21 protein-coding genes are annotated in these 20,734 nt (G+C 38.2%); 4 read left to right on the forward strand and 17 right to left on the reverse strand.

Annotation, left to right across the window (positions count from 1 at the left end):
* Positions 1-15 precede the first annotated feature (15 nt).
* The 6 genes from ssb to BTR25_RS05745 form a co-directional block, all read right to left on the reverse strand.
* A complete protein-coding gene (gene ssb, locus BTR25_RS05720) occupies positions 16-564 on the reverse strand; it encodes a single-stranded DNA-binding protein (protein WP_075687001.1) in 549 nt (182 codons plus the stop codon).
* 64 nt (positions 565-628) lie between these two features.
* Positions 629-916 carry a 30S ribosomal protein S6 gene (rpsF, locus tag BTR25_RS05725; RefSeq protein ID WP_075687003.1) on the reverse strand — a complete coding sequence of 96 codons (288 nt, stop codon included), beginning with the start codon at positions 914-916 and terminating at the stop codon, positions 629-631.
* 211 nt (positions 917-1,127) lie between these two features.
* On the reverse strand, positions 1,128-2,228 hold the full coding sequence (ychF, locus tag BTR25_RS05730) for a redox-regulated ATPase YchF (protein WP_075687005.1): 1,101 nt from the start codon (positions 2,226-2,228) through the stop codon (positions 1,128-1,130).
* Positions 2,229-2,555: 327 nt separating this feature from the next.
* Positions 2,556-4,562, reverse strand: coding sequence for a molybdopterin-dependent oxidoreductase (locus tag BTR25_RS05735; protein ID WP_075687088.1), 2,007 nt, complete (start codon positions 4,560-4,562; stop codon positions 2,556-2,558).
* An 84-nt stretch (positions 4,563-4,646) separates the two neighbouring features.
* Positions 4,647-4,844, reverse strand: coding sequence for a DUF951 domain-containing protein (locus BTR25_RS05740; RefSeq protein WP_075687007.1), 198 nt, complete (start codon positions 4,842-4,844; stop codon positions 4,647-4,649).
* Positions 4,845-4,856: 12 nt separating this feature from the next.
* Positions 4,857-5,741, reverse strand: a complete 885-nt coding sequence (locus BTR25_RS05745) for a mechanosensitive ion channel family protein (RefSeq protein WP_075687009.1) — start codon at positions 5,739-5,741, stop codon at positions 4,857-4,859.
* A gap of 222 nt (positions 5,742-5,963) precedes the next feature.
* Here BTR25_RS05745 and yyaC point away from each other — a divergent pair, with 222 nt between their 5' ends.
* Positions 5,964-6,581, forward strand: a complete 618-nt coding sequence (gene yyaC, locus BTR25_RS05750; protein WP_075687011.1) for a spore protease YyaC — start codon at positions 5,964-5,966, stop codon at positions 6,579-6,581.
* A 68-nt stretch (positions 6,582-6,649) separates the two neighbouring features.
* On the opposite strand, the gene BTR25_RS05755 is transcribed toward yyaC, so the two are convergent.
* The 11 genes from BTR25_RS05755 to rpmH form a co-directional block, all read right to left on the reverse strand.
* Entirely contained in the window at positions 6,650-7,351 is a 702-nt protein-coding gene (locus BTR25_RS05755; RefSeq protein ID WP_075687013.1) for a DUF554 domain-containing protein, read from the reverse strand.
* Positions 7,352-7,466: 115 nt separating this feature from the next.
* Positions 7,467-8,324 carry a ParB/RepB/Spo0J family partition protein gene (locus BTR25_RS05760; RefSeq protein WP_075687015.1) on the reverse strand — a complete coding sequence of 286 codons (858 nt, stop codon included), beginning with the start codon at positions 8,322-8,324 and terminating at the stop codon, positions 7,467-7,469.
* Positions 8,317-9,078, reverse strand: a complete 762-nt coding sequence (locus BTR25_RS05765) for a ParA family protein (RefSeq protein ID WP_075687017.1) — start codon at positions 9,076-9,078, stop codon at positions 8,317-8,319. Before BTR25_RS05765 ends, BTR25_RS05760 begins: the two co-directional genes overlap by 8 nt.
* 297 nt (positions 9,079-9,375) lie before the next feature.
* Entirely contained in the window at positions 9,376-10,257 is an 882-nt protein-coding gene (gene noc, locus BTR25_RS05770; RefSeq protein WP_075687019.1) for a nucleoid occlusion protein, read from the reverse strand.
* Positions 10,258-10,362: 105 nt separating this feature from the next.
* Complete coding sequence (gene rsmG / locus BTR25_RS05775) at positions 10,363-11,079, reverse strand: 16S rRNA (guanine(527)-N(7))-methyltransferase RsmG (protein WP_075687021.1); 717 nt, start codon at positions 11,077-11,079, stop codon at positions 10,363-10,365.
* Between the two features lie 119 nt (positions 11,080-11,198).
* Positions 11,199-13,085 (reverse strand): tRNA uridine-5-carboxymethylaminomethyl(34) synthesis enzyme MnmG, encoded by a 1,887-nt coding sequence (gene mnmG, locus BTR25_RS05780; RefSeq protein WP_075687023.1) that lies wholly within the window; start codon positions 13,083-13,085, stop codon positions 11,199-11,201.
* A gap of 92 nt (positions 13,086-13,177) precedes the next feature.
* Positions 13,178-14,563 (reverse strand): tRNA uridine-5-carboxymethylaminomethyl(34) synthesis GTPase MnmE, encoded by a 1,386-nt coding sequence (mnmE, locus tag BTR25_RS05785; RefSeq protein WP_075687025.1) that lies wholly within the window; start codon positions 14,561-14,563, stop codon positions 13,178-13,180.
* 266 nt (positions 14,564-14,829) lie between these two features.
* Positions 14,830-15,450 carry an RNA-binding cell elongation regulator Jag/EloR gene (gene jag / locus BTR25_RS05795; protein ID WP_075687029.1) on the reverse strand — a complete coding sequence of 207 codons (621 nt, stop codon included), beginning with the start codon at positions 15,448-15,450 and terminating at the stop codon, positions 14,830-14,832.
* Positions 15,447-16,223, reverse strand: coding sequence for a YidC family membrane integrase SpoIIIJ (gene spoIIIJ / locus BTR25_RS05800; RefSeq protein WP_075687031.1), 777 nt, complete (start codon positions 16,221-16,223; stop codon positions 15,447-15,449). The genes jag and spoIIIJ overlap by 4 nt, the downstream gene beginning before the upstream one ends.
* Before the next feature lie 164 nt (positions 16,224-16,387).
* Positions 16,388-16,732 carry a ribonuclease P protein component gene (gene rnpA / locus BTR25_RS05805; RefSeq protein WP_075687033.1) on the reverse strand — a complete coding sequence of 115 codons (345 nt, stop codon included), beginning with the start codon at positions 16,730-16,732 and terminating at the stop codon, positions 16,388-16,390.
* Between the two features lie 70 nt (positions 16,733-16,802).
* Positions 16,803-16,937, reverse strand: a complete 135-nt coding sequence (rpmH, locus tag BTR25_RS05810; RefSeq protein ID WP_075687035.1) for a 50S ribosomal protein L34 — start codon at positions 16,935-16,937, stop codon at positions 16,803-16,805.
* Between the two features lie 766 nt (positions 16,938-17,703).
* On the opposite strand from rpmH, the gene dnaA reads away from it, so the two are divergent.
* From dnaA to yaaA, 3 genes are all read left to right on the forward strand, one after another.
* Positions 17,704-19,050 carry a chromosomal replication initiator protein DnaA gene (dnaA, locus tag BTR25_RS05815; RefSeq protein WP_075687037.1) on the forward strand — a complete coding sequence of 449 codons (1,347 nt, stop codon included), beginning with the start codon at positions 17,704-17,706 and terminating at the stop codon, positions 19,048-19,050.
* A gap of 208 nt (positions 19,051-19,258) precedes the next feature.
* Positions 19,259-20,395 carry a DNA polymerase III subunit beta gene (gene dnaN / locus BTR25_RS05820; RefSeq protein WP_075687039.1) on the forward strand — a complete coding sequence of 379 codons (1,137 nt, stop codon included), beginning with the start codon at positions 19,259-19,261 and terminating at the stop codon, positions 20,393-20,395.
* A 121-nt stretch (positions 20,396-20,516) separates the two neighbouring features.
* A complete protein-coding gene (gene yaaA / locus BTR25_RS05825) occupies positions 20,517-20,732 on the forward strand; it encodes a S4 domain-containing protein YaaA (protein WP_075687041.1) in 216 nt (71 codons plus the stop codon).
* Positions 20,733-20,734: the final 2 nt, after the last annotated feature.

Here is a 20,734-nt window from a genome sequence, read left to right on the forward strand (position 1 = left end):
TGATTTAAGGTTGATTTAGAACGGTAAATCGTCATCAGAGATGTCAATTTGTCCGTTGCCAGCAAATGGATCCTCGTCCATTCTTGTGTAACCTTTGTTGCTATTTTGATTTTGAGTTTGGTTTTGGTTTGGGCGTTGATTCTGATTTCCGTTGCCGCTGCCATAGGGATTACCTTGTGGTTCCCGTGGAGGAGTACCGAAATAATCGTTGTCGCTTCTTCCACCGCCGCCACCGCCAGATGCGTTTTTAGGTTCTAAGAACTGAACGCTTTCTGCCTGGATTTCAGTAACATAGACGCGTTTACCATCTTGTCCTTCATAGTTGCGGGTTTGAATGCGGCCATCAACACCTGCAAGACTACCCTTCTTTAAGAAGTTCGCCACATTTTCAGCAGGTTTGCGCCAAACAACACAGTTAATGAAATCTGCTTCACGCTCACCTGACTGACTAGAAAATGGACGATTAACAGCTAAAGTGAAAGTAGCTACAGGAACCCCATTCGGCGTATAGCGCAAATCAGGATCTTTTGTTAAACGGCCAACAAGTACGACACGATTCATCATCAGAATCAACTCCTTTTCTTCTGTGAAATGTTTCATGTGAAACATTTAGTACCAGAAATTTATATTAAGCTTCTTCTTTAATTACGAGATGGCGAATGATATCTTCGCTGATTTTTGCAAGACGAGAAAATTCTGTTACTGCATCAGCTGAAGATGTAATTTTAGCAATTTGGTAGTATCCGTCACGGAAATCGTTGATTTCGTATGCAAGACGACGCTTACCCCATTCTTTTGTTTCAGCAGTTTCCGCACCGTTTTCAAGAAGAATTGTGTTAAAACGCTCAACTAGAGCTTTTTTAGCTTCATCTTCAATATTTGGGCGGATGATGTACATGATTTCGTACTTATTCATCACAGTCACCTCCTTTTGGTCTAAACGGCCCATATGGGCAAGGAGCAATTATTAATTACTCACAAGTTGAAATTATAGCACATGTGTTCAGGAAAAGCAATGACCTTCACTGGAAAGTGTTTTTTTCGTCAAAAACACTTTCTTAAAAAAGTAGAAGGCTCCACATTTATGCAGAGCCTTTCAACAAATATCTGGCGGTGCCTGTCACCTTTTACACATTAAAGCGGAAGTGGATGACGTCACCGTCTTTTACTAGGTATTCTTTGCCTTCTAGGCGGACTTTTCCGGCTTCTTTTGCAGCATTTTGGCTTCCTGCTGCTAATAGATCATCATAAGCAACCGTTTCTGCGCGGATAAATCCACGTTCGAAATCGGAGTGAATAATTCCGGCACACTGAGGAGCTTTCATTCCATGACGGAATGTCCATGCACGTACTTCTTGCACTCCTGCTGTGAAGTAAGTAGCAAGTCCTAACAGATTGTAAGCAGCGCGAATTAATTGGTCAAGTCCTGACTCTTCAATTCCTAGCTCTTCTAGGAACATTTGTTTTTCTTCGCCTTCAAGTTCAGCAATTTCTTCTTCAATTTTCGCACATACAACGATTACTTCAGCATTGTCTGCTGCAGCAAACTCACGAACTTTTTGTACATATTCATTTTCTGATGGATCAGCAACATCATCTTCGCCAACATTTGCTACATAAAGAACGGGCTTAATGGTTAGGAGATGGAGCATTTTTGCAATTTTTAATTGTTCTTCAGTAAATTCAACTGTTCTAGCTGGCTTTTCATTTTCAAAAGCTTCACGAAGCATGGCTAGTACTTCAAACTCAGCTGCCGCCTCTTTGTCCTTTTGCTTAGCTAATTTTTCTACACGGCCAATTCTTTTTTCAACAGATTCCATGTCAGCTAAAATTAATTCCAAATTAATGACTTCAATATCCGAGAGTGGATCAACCTTCCCCGATACGTGGGTAATATTATCATCTGCAAAGCAGCGAACTACTTGACAAATCGCGTCAACTTGACGGATATGTGATAGGAATTTATTTCCTAACCCTTCGCCTTTACTTGCCCCTTTTACAATCCCAGCGATATCGGTGAATTCAAAAGCAGTCGGAACTGTTTTTTTCGGCTGCACAAGTTCCGTTAGTTTGGTTAAGCGGTGATCTGGTACTTCTACAATTCCTACGTTTGGATCGATGGTACAGAATGGATAGTTTGCTGATTCAGCACCAGCCTGTGTGATTGCATTAAATAACGTAGACTTACCGACGTTCGGTAATCCTACTATTCCAGCTGTTAACGCCATTTCGTTCACTCCTCAAATATAAATACATCTATTATCAGTAAATTAAGTACTATGTTAAATGTAAAATCCTCTCACAATTATAGAGATAAGCAGCGAAAAAGACAAGAACATTACGATTGAGGAGTTAGACTCACCATATAAAGGAAGGCTGTCTGATAGTTTACTGTTAATTTGTGCTCCAGGTACTTCGCTTTCCGCAGGAGGTCCGGGAAGCCTCCTCGGCACTAAAGCGTCTGTAGGAGTCTCGCTCCTGGAGCACAAATCATCATGAAACACTAATAATATCCTTTACCAACCTAAAATAAAAACTGATGCAGGTAGCACCAGTTAGTTTATTTTTTCTAGGTTAACAAGACAATCATATAATGTGCTGCCGAGGTCGTTATCAGATTTACTGCTTGCGGTCAGGTTATTGACGGAGCCGCCAAATTCTTTCCAAATGCCTTCATCTATATTAATCGTATTAGGATGTGCTTTCGATAAAATCGTCGTATATCCTCTAACCTCACCACGATCATTCCAAACTCTTACTTCATCGCCTTGCTCGAGTTTCAATCGATCTGCAATATTTTTAGCTACTTCAACCTTTAACTGCGGTTTAGAAGGAAGGAGGTGATAATTCTGTGAATGATTCGACCGCAATGGATGAATCGTTAACAGGCTATAGGGATATTTTTCAGCTAGTGCAGGATTACTCCAAACTGATTCCTCTGGAACCGATAATTTGAGCATTCCATCATTACCCTTTTGCTTGCCAAGCTGGGAGGTAAATTCAAATTTCCCGGATGGTGTCTTGAATTTATGCTCTTGCCAGGGCACTCTTTCCACAGGCAACTCTAATGTACCTTTTTCCTTAAGCATTTCAAGGGTTAATCCTTTAGCGGCTAATGATGAAAATGACTGTTCCATCCATTGTTCCCTAGTAAAGTTAAATTCATTTCCAAATCCCAATTTTTCTGCCAGCTTTGTCCAAATCCATAAATCGGACCTAGCCTCACCTGGTGCGGAAACAAGCTTTGGACCATAATTGACATAATGATGATACATCGAAGAAAAATAAAAATCCTCTTCTTCAAAGGCTGTTGTAGTCGGGAGTACATAATCAGCCAGCTTTGCGGTATCTGTCAAAAAAAAGTCAACGACTACTAATGTTTCCACAGAAGTAAAAGCTTTTTCTACTATATTTGAGTCAGGTACTTGTGTGATCGGATTCCCACAGGTCACAAAAATCATTTTTATTTCTGGATCTTTAGCAGTTAAGATTTCCTCTGCCTGCTTCATGATTGAAAATTGTCTATGGTCTAATCTACGTTCAGAAAGTGTGATTTCACCAACCTCAAAGCTTTGACCTACTTGCAAATTGGCATAATTGGCTCCACCGCCTTTAAGTCCAATATTGCCGCTTACAGCAACGAGCGCGTCAATCAAGCGAATGGTATTGCCGCCATTTTTGTATCTTTGGAGCCCTAGGCCCATGAAGGTGGAAGTTGGTTTATCAGCATAAAGCTTTGCTAACAGACGGATGGTTTCTAAAGGGACCTCCGTCATCTCACTCACTTTTTCTACTGAAATATCATTTAGCAATTCTTTTAAATCTTCAAACCCGTAAGAATGCTCCTCAATAAATTCCCGATCGTCCAAACCTAAACGAAGGATCTCTTTTATTATACCGGCAGCTAGCATTCCATCCATTCCTGGCTTGATTGTAATATATTCATCAGCTATTTTTGCTGTTGCATTAAATAGAGGATCAATGACGATAAGCTTAGCGCCTTTTTTCTTTGCTTCTAGCAGCTTTTCATAAAAGTGCATATTGGTCCGCGCTACATTTCTACCCCAGATAATAATATTTTTACTTTGAAAAATATCTTCTGGTCCATGGCTGTATGCATCGCCAAAATCCCACTTTTGTGCCTCAATCCCGGCTCCCCAGCACAGTGAGCCATAAAGCTCTGTTACGCCGCCATAAGCATTAAAAAAGCGCTGGTCTAAATTTTTCAAGATTCCACTGTTTGCATAGTCATGACTATGCAAAACAGAGGTTGTTCCATACTTTTCTTTTATGTTACTCATTCTTAAGGCAATTTCATCAAGAGCCTGCTCCCAAGAAATTCGCTTAAATACTCCGTTAATCTTTTTCAAAGGATATCGTAATCGTTCAGGGGAATTTGTCCTTGTTTCTAACATTCTGCCCCTGCCGCATATTTTTCCCTGTGTAATTGGGTGTGAAGGATCACCTTCAACCTTTATTACCCGATCGTTTTCTACCGTCACATGAAAACCACAGCTATCCCAACAATTTAACGGACAGGCTGACTTTAGTACTTCTGTCATAAAAACCCCCACCCCCATGTTCCATCCTCTATTTCTTGTTTACTACTAAGAATAATACAGAAAGTCAAAAAAAAAAGCATGAATTTATTCTTCATGCTTCACTAGTAATTTTTTCATTTTACGAGAAAACTCTCTTCTTGGAATAAGGACACTATGCTGACAGCCTTCACATTTAATCCGAATATCCATACCTAGGCGAATAATTTTCCACCGATTCGTACCGCAGGGATGCTGCTTTTTCATTTCCACGACATCATTTAGTCCATATTCCTTCTCTTCCATGAACACTCCTCCTTATAAGCCTATTCCTTTATTATTTTGTGAATCCTTTGAGTACATAACAAGTCGAGGGTATGGAATTTCAATACCATTCTCATCTAAGTACTGTTTTATATCTTTCCTAAGCTTTCTGCCTAAAGCGGCATGCTTCATAGGGAAAGTTTCTGCGACAATCCGCAATACTACCTCTGAAGGTCCAAAATTTTGAACGCCTAGTATTTCTGGTGCCTTAACCAGCTCCTCATATTTATCAGGCAATGTCTCAAGCAATTCCTTTATTTTCTTCTCTGCCTGCTCAATATCTTCTTCGTATGCAATGCCTATATCGATGATAGCAAGGCTATTATTTAAGGAAAAGTTAGTTACTTGAACAATACTTCCATTAGGAATAATATGAACTTCTCCAGTCCAGCTTTTCATTCTTGTCGTCCTTAGCCCTATGGTTTGAACTGTACCTTCAAACTGATCAATTCGTACATGGTCACCAACTGAAAACTGATCTTCAAAAATGATGAAAAATCCAGTAATGATATCCTTCACAAGACTTTGAGCACCAAACCCAACCGCTAAACCAATGATCCCTGCACCGGCTAATAAGGCTTTTACATCGATTGCAAATACAGAAAGAATTGTAATAGCCGTAATAAAATATACTACATAGGTAAGAACATTATCGAGCAGTCGAGCGAGTGTTTCATCTCTCCGCTCTGAAGTCTTTAATGGAGAACGTGTTCTTAATAAAAAGATATTGCGAATAGCAGCCTTCCCAATTTTAATTAGGATTTTTGATATGATTAAAATGACAATAATTTTTAATAAACCCTCGCCGATTGCCATCCATGTTTCTTCATTTTGAAATTTATTTATGAAATTTTGAATAACCTTTTCTGTCGAACTCATATCAACACCCTTTCTAACTTCCCCTACTACACTATATATCTTATCAACTTTTCCTTGTACTTTATAGTATTGTGAATTTCTCCTTTTTTCAACTTAAAAAGAACTTACATGCAAGATGTATAGACTTCCTGTATTTTCCGTATACTGTTAAAAGAATAATACAAGAGCTATGTCAGCGCAAAATCTAGAAATAATCAAAAAGCTCATGAAGGAGTGGACTGAATGAATCTGAAAGCGAACTTTTTGGGATTGAGGTCCAGTGGACGTATTTTTCATACTGATTTTGAAGCTGCTGAAAATCTTGCCAAGAAATTGCTTTCATCCATCCCTAGCGCTTCCGGTCGCCCCGTGGTTTTTGTTTGTATCGGTACTGATCGATCCACTGGAGATTCACTTGGCCCACTTGTTGGGACTCTACTAGAGGATAAGAATCTCACAGGATTCTATGTTTACGGAACATTAGATGAACCCATTCACGCGGTCAATTTAGAAGAACGTTTAAAGGAAATAACGGTAAAGCATGATCATCCCTTTATTATTGGAATTGACGCCTGTTTAGGAAGATTAAAAAATGTTGGAGCAATTCAACTGGGTGATGGCCCCGTAAAGCCTGGTGCAGGAGTCAATAAAGAGCTTCCTGCAGTAGGAGATATTCATATTACAGGAATTGTAAATGTTAGTGGATTTATGGAATTTTTCGTCTTACAAAATACACGTTTAAACCTGGTTATGAAAATGGCAAAAACGATTAGCAATGGGATATACCAAGCGAGCTTACTTCATCCAAAGGGACGCTGGCAGGAGCTTGTTAATCTTAATGAAGAAGAACAAACGAACTAAAAAATGAGCCGTTCGGACTAATCCGAATGCTCATTTTTTTGCTTATTCGTTGTTATAAATATGGTTGGTTAGAAGAAATAATAGCCTGTTACGATTACCCCTGTTACGATAATCCCAGGCAGTAGATTAGCAACCTTGATTTTTAGAATCCCTGTTAAATTTAAGCCAATTGCAAAAATCATGACTCCGCCTGTTGCAGTCATTTCAACAATAAACTGATCCATTAACATTTGTGGAACAAACCGGTCAATCTGAGTAGCAAATAAAGCAATGAACCCTTGATACAGTATAACCGGAATAGCAGAGAACATCACACCGATCCCAAGAGTTGTAGTTAAAATAATCGAGGTAAAGCCATCAATAATCGATTTGGTATATAGTACCTGATGATCTCCACGAATGCCGCTGTCGAGTGCACCGATTATGGCCATAGCTCCAATAACGAAAATTAAGGTAGCCGTAACAAAGCCTTCCGCTATACTTCCTCTTCCGTTTGAGCCAATTTTCTTCTCTATCCATAATCCAAGCTGATTAAGCTTCTCATCTAATTTCATTAACTCACCCATTACTGCCCCCACTACCAGGCTGATAATTACAATGAGGAAGTTTTCGCTTTTCAATCCCATTTGCAAGCCTAAGACCATAACTGACAAACCGATTGCATACATTACGGTTGTTTTCATACTATCTGGTATTTTGTGTAAAAATATCCCAATAACTGTACCAATGATTATAAGTAAACCGTTCACAATTGTCCCTAGTAAAAACATCTTCTATTCACCTATTCTTCGAGTATCGAAATTTACAATACTATTAAACTACCATGTTTCATAGCCATTGAAAAGCTATTTTTTTTCAGAAAAAAATAAACCATCTTTTGATGGTTTACACGGATTCTTCTTGGTCTAGCATCGCTAAGATTCGCTCTAAATCATCTTGAGAGAAGAATTCAATTTCAATTTTCCCCTTGTTTTTGGACTGTTTAATAGTCACGGTTGTACCAAAGCGTTCCCGAAGGGAGTGTTCCTGCTCCTGTAGGAAGACATCTTTTTTCTTTTCTGGTTTTTTTGTTTCACGTGAAACATTTTCATTTAGCTGTTGAATCAGCTTTTCTAGCTGTCTGACATTAAGTGATTCAGTGATAATCTTATCTACCAATGCTGGTAATTTGGCCTTTTGTCGCAATCCTAATAATGCTCGGCCATGCCCCATTGTAATTTTCCCTTGGTAAATCAAATCTTGAATTTTTGCAGGAAGTGAAAGGAGGCGGATATGGTTCGCTACATGAGGGCGGCTTTTTCCTAAACGCTTGGCTACCTCTTCTTGTGTAAGCTTTAATTTCTCCATTAATGTTTGGTAGGCAAGGCCCTCTTCTATCGGGTTTAAATCCTCCCGCTGGAGATTTTCTAAAACTGCTAACTCCATCATTTGCTGCTCTGACAATTCACGCACCACTGCAGGGACAGTTTCAAGCATAGCTTCCTTTGCCGCACGGAATCGTCTTTCACCGACTACAATTTCATAGCCTTTAATACTTTTTCGCACTACAAGCGGCTGTAAGATTCCATGCTCTAGGATTGATTCTTTTAATTCATCTATTGCCTCTTGCTGAAAGACTTTACGCGGCTGATAAGGATTTGGACGAAGTTCTTTAATTGGGATCTCTTGGACTGATTCTTCCTTGCTGGCTTCGATATTGTTAAAAAACGCATTCAAGCCTTTTTTGCCTAAACCTTTAGCCATTTGAGACCACTTCCTTTGCTAAATCTAAATATACTTCTGCCCCGCGGGACCTAGAATCATAATTAATGATTGGTTCACCATGGCTCGGAGCTTCACTTAGACGCACATTTCTTGGAATGATTGTTTTATAAACTTTATCTTGGAAATATTTTTTAACCTCTTCAATCACTTGAATGCCTAGATTTGTCCGTGCATCAAGCATGGTTAAAAGAACACCTTCGATTTTTAAATCTTGATTTAAATGTTTCTGTACAAGCCTGACTGTATTTAATAATTGGCTAAGCCCCTCTAATGCATAGTACTCGCACTGAACCGGAATTAAAACAGAGTCAGAGGCAGTTAATGCATTTAACGTCAATAAGCCTAAAGATGGCGGGCAATCGATAATAATATAATCAAACTCGTCTTTTACTTCTCCTAGTGCTCGCTTTAAGCGGACCTCTCTTGAAATAGTGGGCACTAGTTCTATTTCTGCACCTGCTAATTGGATCGTAGCAGGAATGGCATATAAATTTTCTACAGATGTTGGCTTGATTACGTTCTTTGCTTCCACATCATCTACTAAAACATCATAAATACATTGTTCTACGTCTGCCTTGTCGATACCAATCCCACTTGTTGCATTTCCTTGGGGGTCAATGTCTACTAATAAAACCTTTTTCCCTATGTATGCTAAGCAGGCGCCTAGGTTGACAGAAGTAGTCGTTTTACCGACTCCGCCCTTTTGATTGGCGATTGCAATGGTTTTACCCACGATGTCACCTACCCTTATTTTTTTCTATCTTTAACTCGATCTATATTTATTGCACTCTAGCAAAGCTGTTATTTTTAGCAGAATGCTAGTTGAGTATTTTTCCATGCATTCTATTTTATCATGAAACGGAATGATTGTTATTTATTTTTAAAAATATTAAGCGAATGCTCATTACAAGTATTTACCTTTTTTACCAGTATTTTTTTGAATTCAACATAGGATTTTTGCGGAAGTCCTAATACACGAGGAAAAAAAAGAACCAAACGTTTGGTTTGTTTGGATTCTGGTGAGTTTATATTATTTTTTCTTTGGTATTTTGATTGTAAATTGATAGTATTCTTCAAATTCTTCTTCCTCGGCGTCGAGGTTAATCCCGCTGTCTGATACCATTGTTAGTGATTGTCTGATTGTATTGACGGCAATTCTCATATCCTTGCTAAAGGCCTTTCTCTTCGGCTTCGGCTTTTGATTCTTTTGCTCAAGCAATCTGACAACTCTTTCCTCGGTTTGCTTAACATTTAAATTCTTCTCAATAATTTCACCTAAAATCATTACTTGCTTTTCAGGATCTTTTAAAGGAATCAGTGATCTGGCATGACGTTCAGTGATCATTTTGTTTAACAATGATTCTTGAATCGGCTGCGGTAATTTTAACAGTCTTAGTTTATTTGCAACAGTCGATTGTCCTTTTCCGAGCCGCTGAGCAAGTGCTTCTTGTGTTAGATTATGAAGCTCAAGTAATTTACCATAAGCAATTGCCTCTTCTATTGGTGATAGCTCTTCACGCTGCAGATTTTCTATCAAAGCAACAGATGCTGTTTCTGTATCGGTATAATTTTTAATAATTGCTGGTACTTCATACCAACCAAGCTTTTTCATTGCCCGCCATCTGCGCTCGCCGGCAATAATCTCGTAGCGATCTCCTTCATACTGCCTTAAAACAATTGGCTGAATGATTCCGTGCGTATGAATGGTCCGTGACAATTCCTCAATTTTATCATCATTAAATACGGTACGAGGCTGAAAACGGTTTGGAACAATCCGATCAATTGGTATCTTTTTTATTTCATCATTTTTTTCCATTTCTAACTCATTCTCGAGCTCAGCCTCAACTTCAAATTCAACCTTTTGATCTCCCTTTTCGCCGAGGCCAAAAAAGCGTGAAAACGAATTCTTCATCCCCAACACCACCTTTACGAAACTCCCTAATACTAATTCGCCATCCCTATAAAAACTTCCTGCCAAACCTCATTATAAAACAAAAAAATTCATTTGTACCGCACTTTATTCAATTGGCATTTTACTTGGCGTACCTGGTTTACGCGGATATTTTTTTGGAGTTTGTTTTTCCTTTTTTATAACCAAGATGTTTCGTTCACTCTCTTCCAATGGCAGTGTAAAAGTATACTTCTCCTCTAACTTTCCCCCGAGGGTAGTAATCGCTTTTTCACCAGCAGCCATTTCTTCATTTGCATGTGCCGCCTTCATCGCGATAAAATAACCACCTACTTTTACCAGCGGAATACAAAGCTCACTCAATACAGACATCCTCGCAACTGCTCGTGCGGTCACGATATCATAGGATTCACGATGTTTCAGATTAACCCCAAAGGTTTCAGCACGATCATGTACAAAATGAACCTTGTCTAATTCTAGGACATTTGCTAAATGATTTAAAAAGGAAATTCGTTTATTCAATGAGTCAACAATGGTTACTTCTAGTTGTGGAAAGACAATTTTGAGCGGAATACTTGGAAATCCAGCACCTGCTCCGACATCACATAAATGGACAGGCTTGGTTAAATCAAAATAGAACGATGCAGAGATGGAATCATAAAAGTGTTTTAAATACACATCCGCCTTATCCGTGATTGCCGTTAAGTTCATCTTTTCATTCCACTCAACTAAGGTTTCGTAGTACTTTTCAAACTGGTTCATTTGTTTATCAGTAAGAGTAATCCCCTTTTCTGATAGCATATCTTTAAATTGTTCGATGTTCATCAGCAAAACTTCCTCACTCGTTTTGTATACTCTACTAGCAACAGAAATTTACGAAAAGCAGACCTCGCTCAAGAGCGAGGTATTAGAATGTGATTTTTTATACTCAAACTGTTTTTTTCTTAATTAGATACTTTTGCGATGCGGCCTTGTTCTAAATAAATTAGAAGAATTGAAATATCAGCAGGGTTTACACCTGAGATCCGCGATGCCTGTGCAAGGGACAATGGTTTAACTAGCTTAAGCTTTTGTTTTGCTTCTGTAGCTAGTCCATTAATTGCATCATAATCGATATTTTCAGGTATTTTTTTATTCTCCATTTTCTTTAAACGTTCAACCTGCTGGAGTGACTTTTCAATATAGCCTTCATACTTTATTTGAATTTCCACCTGTTCTTTTGTATCTTGATCTAATTCGACATCACTCGTAGTTAGACGCTCTAACAGTTGATAGTTCATTTCTGGCCTCTTTAGTAAATCTGAAGCCCGAATACCATCCTTTAATTCACTGCCGCCGATACTCCTGATCAGTTCTTGAACTTCTTTTGTTGGCTTTAGGATAATCGTTGCTAATCGGTTTTTTTCCACTTCAACCGCTTCTTTTTTTAATAGAAATCTTTGATAACGCTCATCACGTATTAGCCCAATCTGGTGGCCAATTTCCGTCAACCTTAGATCAGCATTATCATGACGGAGTAATAGCCGGTACTCTGCTCTTGAAGTTAATAAGCGATAAGGTTCATTTGTCCCCTTGGTAATTAAGTCATCAATTAACACACCAATATAAGCATCCGAGCGACTTAACACCAGTTGATCTTTGCCCAGTGCATTCAAACCAGCATTGATACCAGCCATTAAGCCTTGGCCTGCTGCTTCTTCATAGCCGGAGGTGCCATTTATTTGACCTGCCGTATATAAATTTTTAACTACCTTGGTTTCAAGAGTAGGCCAAAGCTGCGTGGGAACAATTGCATCATACTCGATAGCATATCCAGAACGCATCATTTGGACATTCTCAAGGCCAGGAATCGTTTTAAGCATTTGCTGTTGTACATCCTCCGGAAGACTAGTTGATAAACCTTGGACATATACTTCCTGTGTGTGCCTACCCTCAGGCTCAAGGAAGATTTGGTGTCTTGGTTTATCGTTAAAACGGACTACTTTGTCTTCAATAGAAGGACAGTACCGTGGGCCTGTACCTTTGATCATCCCAGAATACATTGGTGAACGATGAAGATTTTGGTCAATTAATAAATGGGTCTGTTCAGAAGTGTATGTTAACCAGCATGGAAGCTGATCCGTTATATACTTAGTTGTTTCATATGAAAAAGCTCTTGGAACATCATCACCAGGCTGAATTTCAGTTTTACTGTAATCAATCGTATGACTGTTAACTCGTGGAGGAGTTCCTGTTTTAAAACGGACTAATTCAAATCCTAGCTCTTCTAGATGTTCGGATAATTTAATCGATGGCTGCTGGTTATTAGGTCCACTTGAATATTTGAGTTCACCTAAAATAATTTCCCCGCGTAAAAAGGTACCGGTTGTAATCACAACCGTCTTGGCACGATACATTGCACCTGTTTGCGTGATGACACCGACACAAACGCCGTTTTCAACCATTAATTTTTCGACCATTCCTTGAAGTAACGTCAAGTTTGGTGTATTTTCAATGGTCTTTTTCATTTCATGTTGATAGGCAAACTTATCTGCCTGCGCTCTTAGGGCACGCACTGCAGGGCCCTTCCCTGTATTTAGCATCCTCATCTGAATATGTGTTTTATCGATATTTTTTCCCATTTCCCCACCAAGTGCATCAATTTCGCGTACTACGATTCCCTTGGCTGGTCCGCCAACAGATGGATTACACGGCATAAATGCGACCATATCGAGGTTAATGGTGATCATTAACGTCTTGGCGCCCATGCGGGCCGCCGCGAGGCCAGCCTCACTGCCCGCATGACCTGCCCCAATGACAATAACGTCAAAATTACCTGCTTCGTAAGTCATTATGTTCCTCCTTCTACAACCATTACTTCCTGTATCTAACATAACCTTGAGTCCTTTTATTTTGCTCTATTGGATATCATAGTTTACATCGATTATTTTCCTAAACAGAACTGTGAAAATAACTGGTCGATTAGGCTTTCATGGACACTTTCTCCAATGACCTCACCGAGTAATTCCCAAGATCTTGTTAAATCAATTTGAACGATATCTATTGGCGTTCCCATTTCTACTCCCTCGATTGCTTCTTCAATTGTCCTTAAGCTTTGACTGATTAAAGCAATGTGACGACTATTCGATACATATGTCATATCACCTGTTTCAATCGACCCTGCAAAAAATAATGAAGCGATGGCTTCTTCTAACTCGTCTACACCTCGATCTTCTAATAAGGAGGTTGTCACTAACTTATGATCTGAGGCAAGCTGTTTCACTTTCTCCATATCAATTTGCTTCGTGAGGTCTGTTTTATTAACAATGACAATGACATCCATTCCCTTCACAACTTCGAACAGATTTTCATCTTCCTTTGTAAATTGATCAGCATAATTTAATACTAAAAGAATCAAATCGGCTTCTTTGAGAACTTGACGCGACTTTTCGACACCAATCCGCTCTACAATATCTTCCGTTTCACGGATACCAGCAGTATCAAGTAACCTTAATGGAACGCCCCGTACATTAACATACTCTTCAATCACATCGCGGGTTGTCCCTGGAATATCAGTAACAATTGCTTTATTCTCTTGAACAAGACTGTTTAATAGTGAAGATTTCCCTACATTAGGACGCCCGACAATCACCGTAGATATACCTTCTCGCAAAATTTTCCCCTGCTGAGAGGTCTGCAACAGTTTCGTTAGTTCATCCCGGACATACACTGCTTTTTCCATCAGCATTTTATGGGTCATTTCTTCCACATCATCATATTCAGGATAATCAATATTCACTTCAACATGGGCTAGAATCTCTAATATCTCTTGGCGTAAGCCGCGAATTAATCTAGATAAGCGCCCTTCCATTTGTCCTAATGCCACATTCATCGCGCGGTCCGTTTTTGCCCGTATTAAATCCATTACCGCTTCTGCTTGGGATAGGTCTATTCTCCCATTCAAAAAAGCACGTTTTGTAAATTCTCCTGGCTCTGCAAGTCTCGCACCAAACGCTAATACATGCTGCAATACTCTATTAACGGATACAATGCCTCCGTGACAATTGATTTCCACTACATCCTCTTTTGTAAAGGTTTTTGGACCTTTCATTACAGAAACCATTACTTCCTCTATTACTTCTTCCTTTTTAGGATCCATTAAGTGTCCATAATGAATGGTATGGGAAGCCATTTCCGTCAACCTTTTACCACTTATACTCCGAAATATGCGGTCTGCGATGTTAATTGCATCATCGCCGCTTAAACGGACAATCGCAATCGCTCCTTCACCCATAGGAGTCGAGATGGCTGCTATTGTATCAAATTCCATTTCCTTCACCACTCTTTTATTAAAGATAATCTATATAAAATCCGAAATTTTACTCCAAAAAATTAGAATACAATGTTTTTATTTGAAAAACCATCTTTTTGAATCCGATTTATCCACAACATTAAAATCTACAAGTATTATTTTAACTTATCCACATGTGAATAACAATAAAACACCGGAACTGAAATAATTACTGCCTTAAGCCTATAAAACCTAATAATGTGACAAAAAAAGACACCCTACAAATAGCAGAATGTCTTTAGTAACTATTTAATTGGAGAAATCACAATATAACGATGTGGGTCTGAACCATCAGAATATGTTTTCACGCGCTTATTCTCAGATAAAGCGGTATGAATTACTTTACGCTCATACGAAGGCATTGGTTCTAATGCAACATCTTTTCCAGTCCTAACTGCTTTTTGAGCAAGCCGATGTGCTAATTGCATTAAAGTTTCATTTCTTCTATTTCGGTAATCCTCTGCATCTAGAATCACGTTTAGATATTGATCAGAGAAACGGTTAATGACTAACTGTGTCAGATATTGAAGAGAATTTAAGGTCTGCCCTCTTTTTCCAATTAGAAGCGCAATTTTTTCACCTGTAAGAACAAAGTAAACTTGTTTCCCCTCACGTTTAACTTCGATTTCTACTGGCGCCCCCATCTGTTCACTTACATGGATGAGGAACTTTTGTGCTTCTTCAATCGGATCAATGATTACGGAAACCTTGACTACAGCTGGCCGAGAACCAAAAATACCAAAAAAACCTTTTTTACCTTCATCGATAATATCTACATCTGTGCGGTCTTTTGTTGTCTGTAATTGAGCTAAAGCTGCTTCTACTGCTTCTTCGACAGTTTGTCCTGTAGCAGTTACTTGTTTCACTTTTTTGCTCCCCCCGCGTTACCGGTCGCTGAAGCCTTCTTCAGATCCGGCCCCTTAATAAAATAAGTTTGAACGATCATAAATAGGTTTCCTACTACCCAATACAATGAAAGAGCAGCTGGGAAGTTAAACGCAAAAACGACAATCATAATCGGCATCATCCAAAGCATCATAGCCATTTGTGGATTATGCTCTTGTCCTGCCATCATCATTTTTTGCTGAATAAAGGTTGTGATACCCGCGATAATCGGCAAAAGATAAAGTGGATCCTTATCTCCTAAGTCAAACCATAGAAAACTATGCTCAGCAATTTCTCTTGTTCTTGAGATTGCATGGTAAAAACCAATTAAGATTGGCATTTGTACGATTAACGGGAAACAGCCGGCCATAGGATTCACTCCATGTTTTTGGAAAAGTGCCATTGTTTCCTGTTGCAATTTTTGCTGTGTTTTTTGATCTTTTGAACTGTATTTTTCACGAAGTGCCTTCATATCAGGCTGCAATGCCTGCATTGCCTTTGAACTCTTAGTCTGCTTTATCATGAGTGGTAAGATCGCTAGACGAATGATAATTGTAACGGCGATAATTGATAAACCAAAACTTCCAAATAGCAATTCAGCAACTTTTACAATCAGCCAAGATAAGGGGTAAACAATATATTCGTTCCAAAAGCCTGTACTTTCTGCATCAATTGGTTTATTAATTTCAGTACAACCCGTGAGAAATAGGAATACTGAAACGATACCAAGCAAAAGTAATATTCGTTTTTTCAACCGAAATTTCCTCCTTGAAAATGTTAAATATAATTAAAGTGTAATGAACCTTTATGTATAGACAAACTACATCGGAGTCATTCCATAGGTATTTTAACATCTTTATAAATACTTTGTCTCCAAAACACAGGAAATTTATCACTGGTTTCTAATATTTCACGGATTCATTTCTTTTTAAGGACTTTCCCGACCTTAAGAACATGGATTAAGCTCTTCTTCAATTCAAAGAAGTCCATTTCAGCCAAAGGTTTGCGGGCAATAATGACATAATCAAGTCCAGGTGTAAGTTGGTCCGATAACTCAAAAACAGCTTGTCTTATGTATCTCTTGATTTGATTCCTCATGACAGCATTCCCTATTTTCTTACTTACAGAAAGCCCAATTCGAAAATCCTCTTGATTCTCTTTTGTGAGAACATAGACAACAAATTGACGATTTGCAAATGAGCGCCCTTTTTGAAAGGCTTCTTGAAATTCTTTGTTTTTCTTAATACGTAATTCTTTTTTCATAAAAAAACACCTTCATTCTAGTTGGGACTTCCTTTTTTATGAGAAAAAAGACCACTGACGTTTCAGTGGCCTAAGCTGATAATACTTTTCTTCCTTTTTGACGACGGCGAGCTAGAACATTACGTCCGTTTGCTGTGCTCATACGACTACGGAAACCGTGAACTTTACTATGTTTACGTTTATTTGGTTGATACGTTCTTTTCATTATATGACACCTCCCTGAGGAATAGCTATCAGAATTGTTTTCAGACAGTCCTACTTATTATAAGGACGTACCCATATAATTGTCAACCACTCTTCAAATTATTGTCTGCAATTTCTTCCTTTTTGTCCCGATCAGTTTTAAAAATCTGGATTAACCTACCGGAGTAAAAATGAAATTTACGGCTGCTTTTCTTTTTTCTTTTAATATGTACAGTGAACCAGTTTTACTATTTCATTTTGGTTGTGGATAATTTTTTCGACATTTTTTTCTTTGTCCCACATGATATTGACAGTTTTTGCACAGGAACCACTACCTGTGGACAAGTTTAGCTCACAGACCGTTATCATTGTGGATAAAGTATGAAAAGGCATTGCACCTATTGATTTTATTTGATATTATATTTGTGTTTTCACTCTTAATAACTTTGTCTCAATTATTTCTTATCCACAGATTGTGGATAACCTGTGGACAAGTTATTCTGTCATACTGCAGAAACTTGTCCACAGGCGGTGGATATTGTCGAAACTCCACATTACTTCCTATTTATATGTTTTCCACAACCATTGTTTCGTATATTTATAAATTAGTAGGTTATACAGCGTGTACAACTATTATATACGCAGCTAAATGGTTATTGATATTACAAGGATACTTACTCATATTTTGTGAAAAAATATATTTATTTATGGAGTTAGACAGAACAAATCCTGCAAAGTGCTAAAGGCAACAAGAGAAATAAATTATCGATGATAAGGAGGGACAACCGTTGGAGAATATTGCGGATCTTTGGAATGCTGCTCTAGCCGATATCGAGAAAAAGATAAGTAAGCCTAGCTTTGACACATGGCTAAAGTCAACAAAAGCTCATTCCCTTCAAGGCAATTTACTTATAATTACTGCTCCTAATGAATTTGCGCGAGATTGGCTGGAAGAGCGCTATTCCAAGTTAATTTCTGGTATTCTCTATGAAATTACCGGAGAAGAGCTTTCTGTAAAATTTATTATTCCGCAAAATCAGAAAGACGAAGATCAGGATATGCCGACGCCTCCAAAAAAGGCAAAGAGAGATGCGGATCAGCATGATTTTCCACAAAATATTTTAAATCCGAAGTATACCTTTGACACATTTGTTATTGGTTCCGGAAACCGCTTCGCTCATGCTGCTTCACTAGCGGTAGCAGAGGCACCAGCAAAGGCCTATAATCCGTTATTTATTTACGGGGGTGTAGGTTTAGGGAAGACACACTTGATGCATGCAATTGGCCATTATGTTATAGATCATAACCCTGCAGCAAAAGTAGTTTATTTATCATCTGAAAAGTTCACTAATGAGTTCATTAATTCTATCCGCGATAACAAAGCAATTGAATTCCGCAATAAATACCGCAATGTTGATGTTTTACTAATTGATGATATTCAGTTCCTGGCTGGAAAAGAATCAACTCAAGAGGAATTCTTCCACACTTTTAATACTCTTCATGAGGAAAGTAAGCAAATTGTCATTTCCAGTGACCGGCCGCCGAGGGAAATACCAACACTCGAGGACCGTTTACGCTCACGTTTCGAGTGGGGATTAATAACCGATATTACTCCGCCAGATTTAGAAACAAGAATTGCGATTTTGAGGAAAAAAGCAAAGGCAGAAGGATTGGATATTCCAAACGAAGTGATGCTCTATATTGCCAATCAAATTGATACAAATATCCGGGAGCTCGAAGGTGCATTAATCCGAGTTGTTGCATACTCTTCCTTAATAAATAAAGATATCAACGCTGACTTAGCCTCGGAAGCATTAAGAGATATCATTCCAAGTTCAAAACCTAAAGTCATTACTATTCTTGATATTCAACGAATAGTTGGGGAACATTTCAGCGTGAAACTGGAAGATTTTAAAGCGAAGAAACGTACAAAATCAGTTGCTTTCCCTAGACAAATTGCGATGTATTTATCTCGTGAGCTGACAGATTATTCGCTTCCTAAAATCGGTGAAGAGTTTGGCGGCCGAGATCATACGACTGTCATTCATGCTCATGAAAAAATTTCTAAGCTTCTTCAATCAGATTTACAATTACAAAAGCAAATGAAAGAGTTAAATGAGATGTTAAAACTTTAATCAATCTGTGAATAACTTTCACCTATTTATACACAGTCTATCCACATGTGGATAGACTGTGTTTCCTTTGTTAAAATGTAGTTATCCACATAATCACAGGGCCTACTAGTACTTCTACTCTTTTTCTTTTAAAAAATATATTAATATATGCTGTTAAAAATCAATTATTCCAAAGGATAAAAATATCCTGAAAATGGAGGATTATCTTATGAAATTTATTATTCAACGAGACCGCCTCGTTCAAAGCGTCCAAGATGTTATGAAGGCTGTCACTTCAAGAACAACGATTCCAATTTTAACAGGAATTAAAATCACAGCAGCTCATGATGGTGTTACTTTAACGGGAAGTGATTCTGATATTTCAATTGAATCATTTATCCCAAAAGAGGAAGCTGGAGACGAAATAGTTGAGATTAAACAACCGGGCTCAATTGTTCTTCAAGCAAAATTCTTTAGTGAAATTGTAAAGAAGCTGCCAACTGATTCAGTAGAAATCGAGGTGTTGGGTTCATTGCAAACTGTTATTCGCTCTGGAAAATCAGAGTTTAATTTGAATGGCCTTGATGCAGAAGAATACCCTCACCTTCCACAAGTTGAAGAAAATAATAAATTTCAAATTGCTACAGATCTTTTAAAAACAATGATTCGTCAAACCTTTTTTGCCGTCTCGACCTCAGAAACGCGCCCCATCTTGACAGGTGTAAACTGGAAGATAGAAAATAGCGAATTAACCTGTATTGCAACAGATAGTCATCGTCTTGCCCTAAGAAAGGCAAAAATAGAGATTGAAAATAATGACAGCTATAATGTCGTTATTCCAGGAAAAAGTCTTAATGAGCTTAGTAAAATTATTGATGATACAAATGAGTTAATTGATATTGTGATTACAGAAAATCAAATTTTATTTAAAGCAAAGCATTTATTGTTTTTCTCCAGATTATTAGAAGGCAATTATCCAGATACATCTAGATTAATTCCAAATGAGAGCAAAACAGATGTTACAGTAAATACAAAGGAATTCCTTCACGCTATTGATCGTGCATCGCTGCTTGCCCGTGAAGGCAGGAACAATGTTGTTAAGTTCTCAACAATTGAAGGCGGCATAATTGAAATTTCATCAAATACACCTGAGGTTGGTAAGGTTGTTGAGGAAATTCAAAGTCAATCAATTGATGGTGAAGATTTAAAGATTTCTTTTAGTGCAAAATATATGATGGATGCATTAAAAGCATTAGAAGGTACGGACGTTAAGGTCAGCTTCACTGGTGCAATGCGGCCATTCTTAATTCGTCCACTTCACGATGAAACAACATTACAGTTGATTTTGCCTGTACGAACGTATTAGAAGCTTAAGAAAGTCTCCTTAAATGGGTGACTTTCTTTTTATTTTTTACTTTCCTTTGTATCTGGCAAAGTTTTTTAGTAAAATAAAGTATTGAGACCATTTTAGAAATGAGTGATGAACATTGACTGTAAAAATCCAGCTGCAAACGGAGTATATTACGTTAGGACAATTTCTTAAGTTGGCTGACGTCATTCAATCAGGTGGAATGGCTAAGTGGTTTTTAAGTGAAAATGAAATTTTTATAAATGGCGAGCAGGATCAGAGAAGAGGAAGAAAGCTTCGTGCTGGAGATAAAATTCAAATTGCCGGCTTTGGGGAATTTTTAATAACCGAGTAACT

The sequence above is a fragment of the Bacillus sp. MRMR6 genome, assembly GCF_001940785.1.
In the GTDB taxonomy this organism is placed as follows: domain Bacteria; phylum Bacillota; class Bacilli; order Bacillales; family Cytobacillaceae; genus Neobacillus.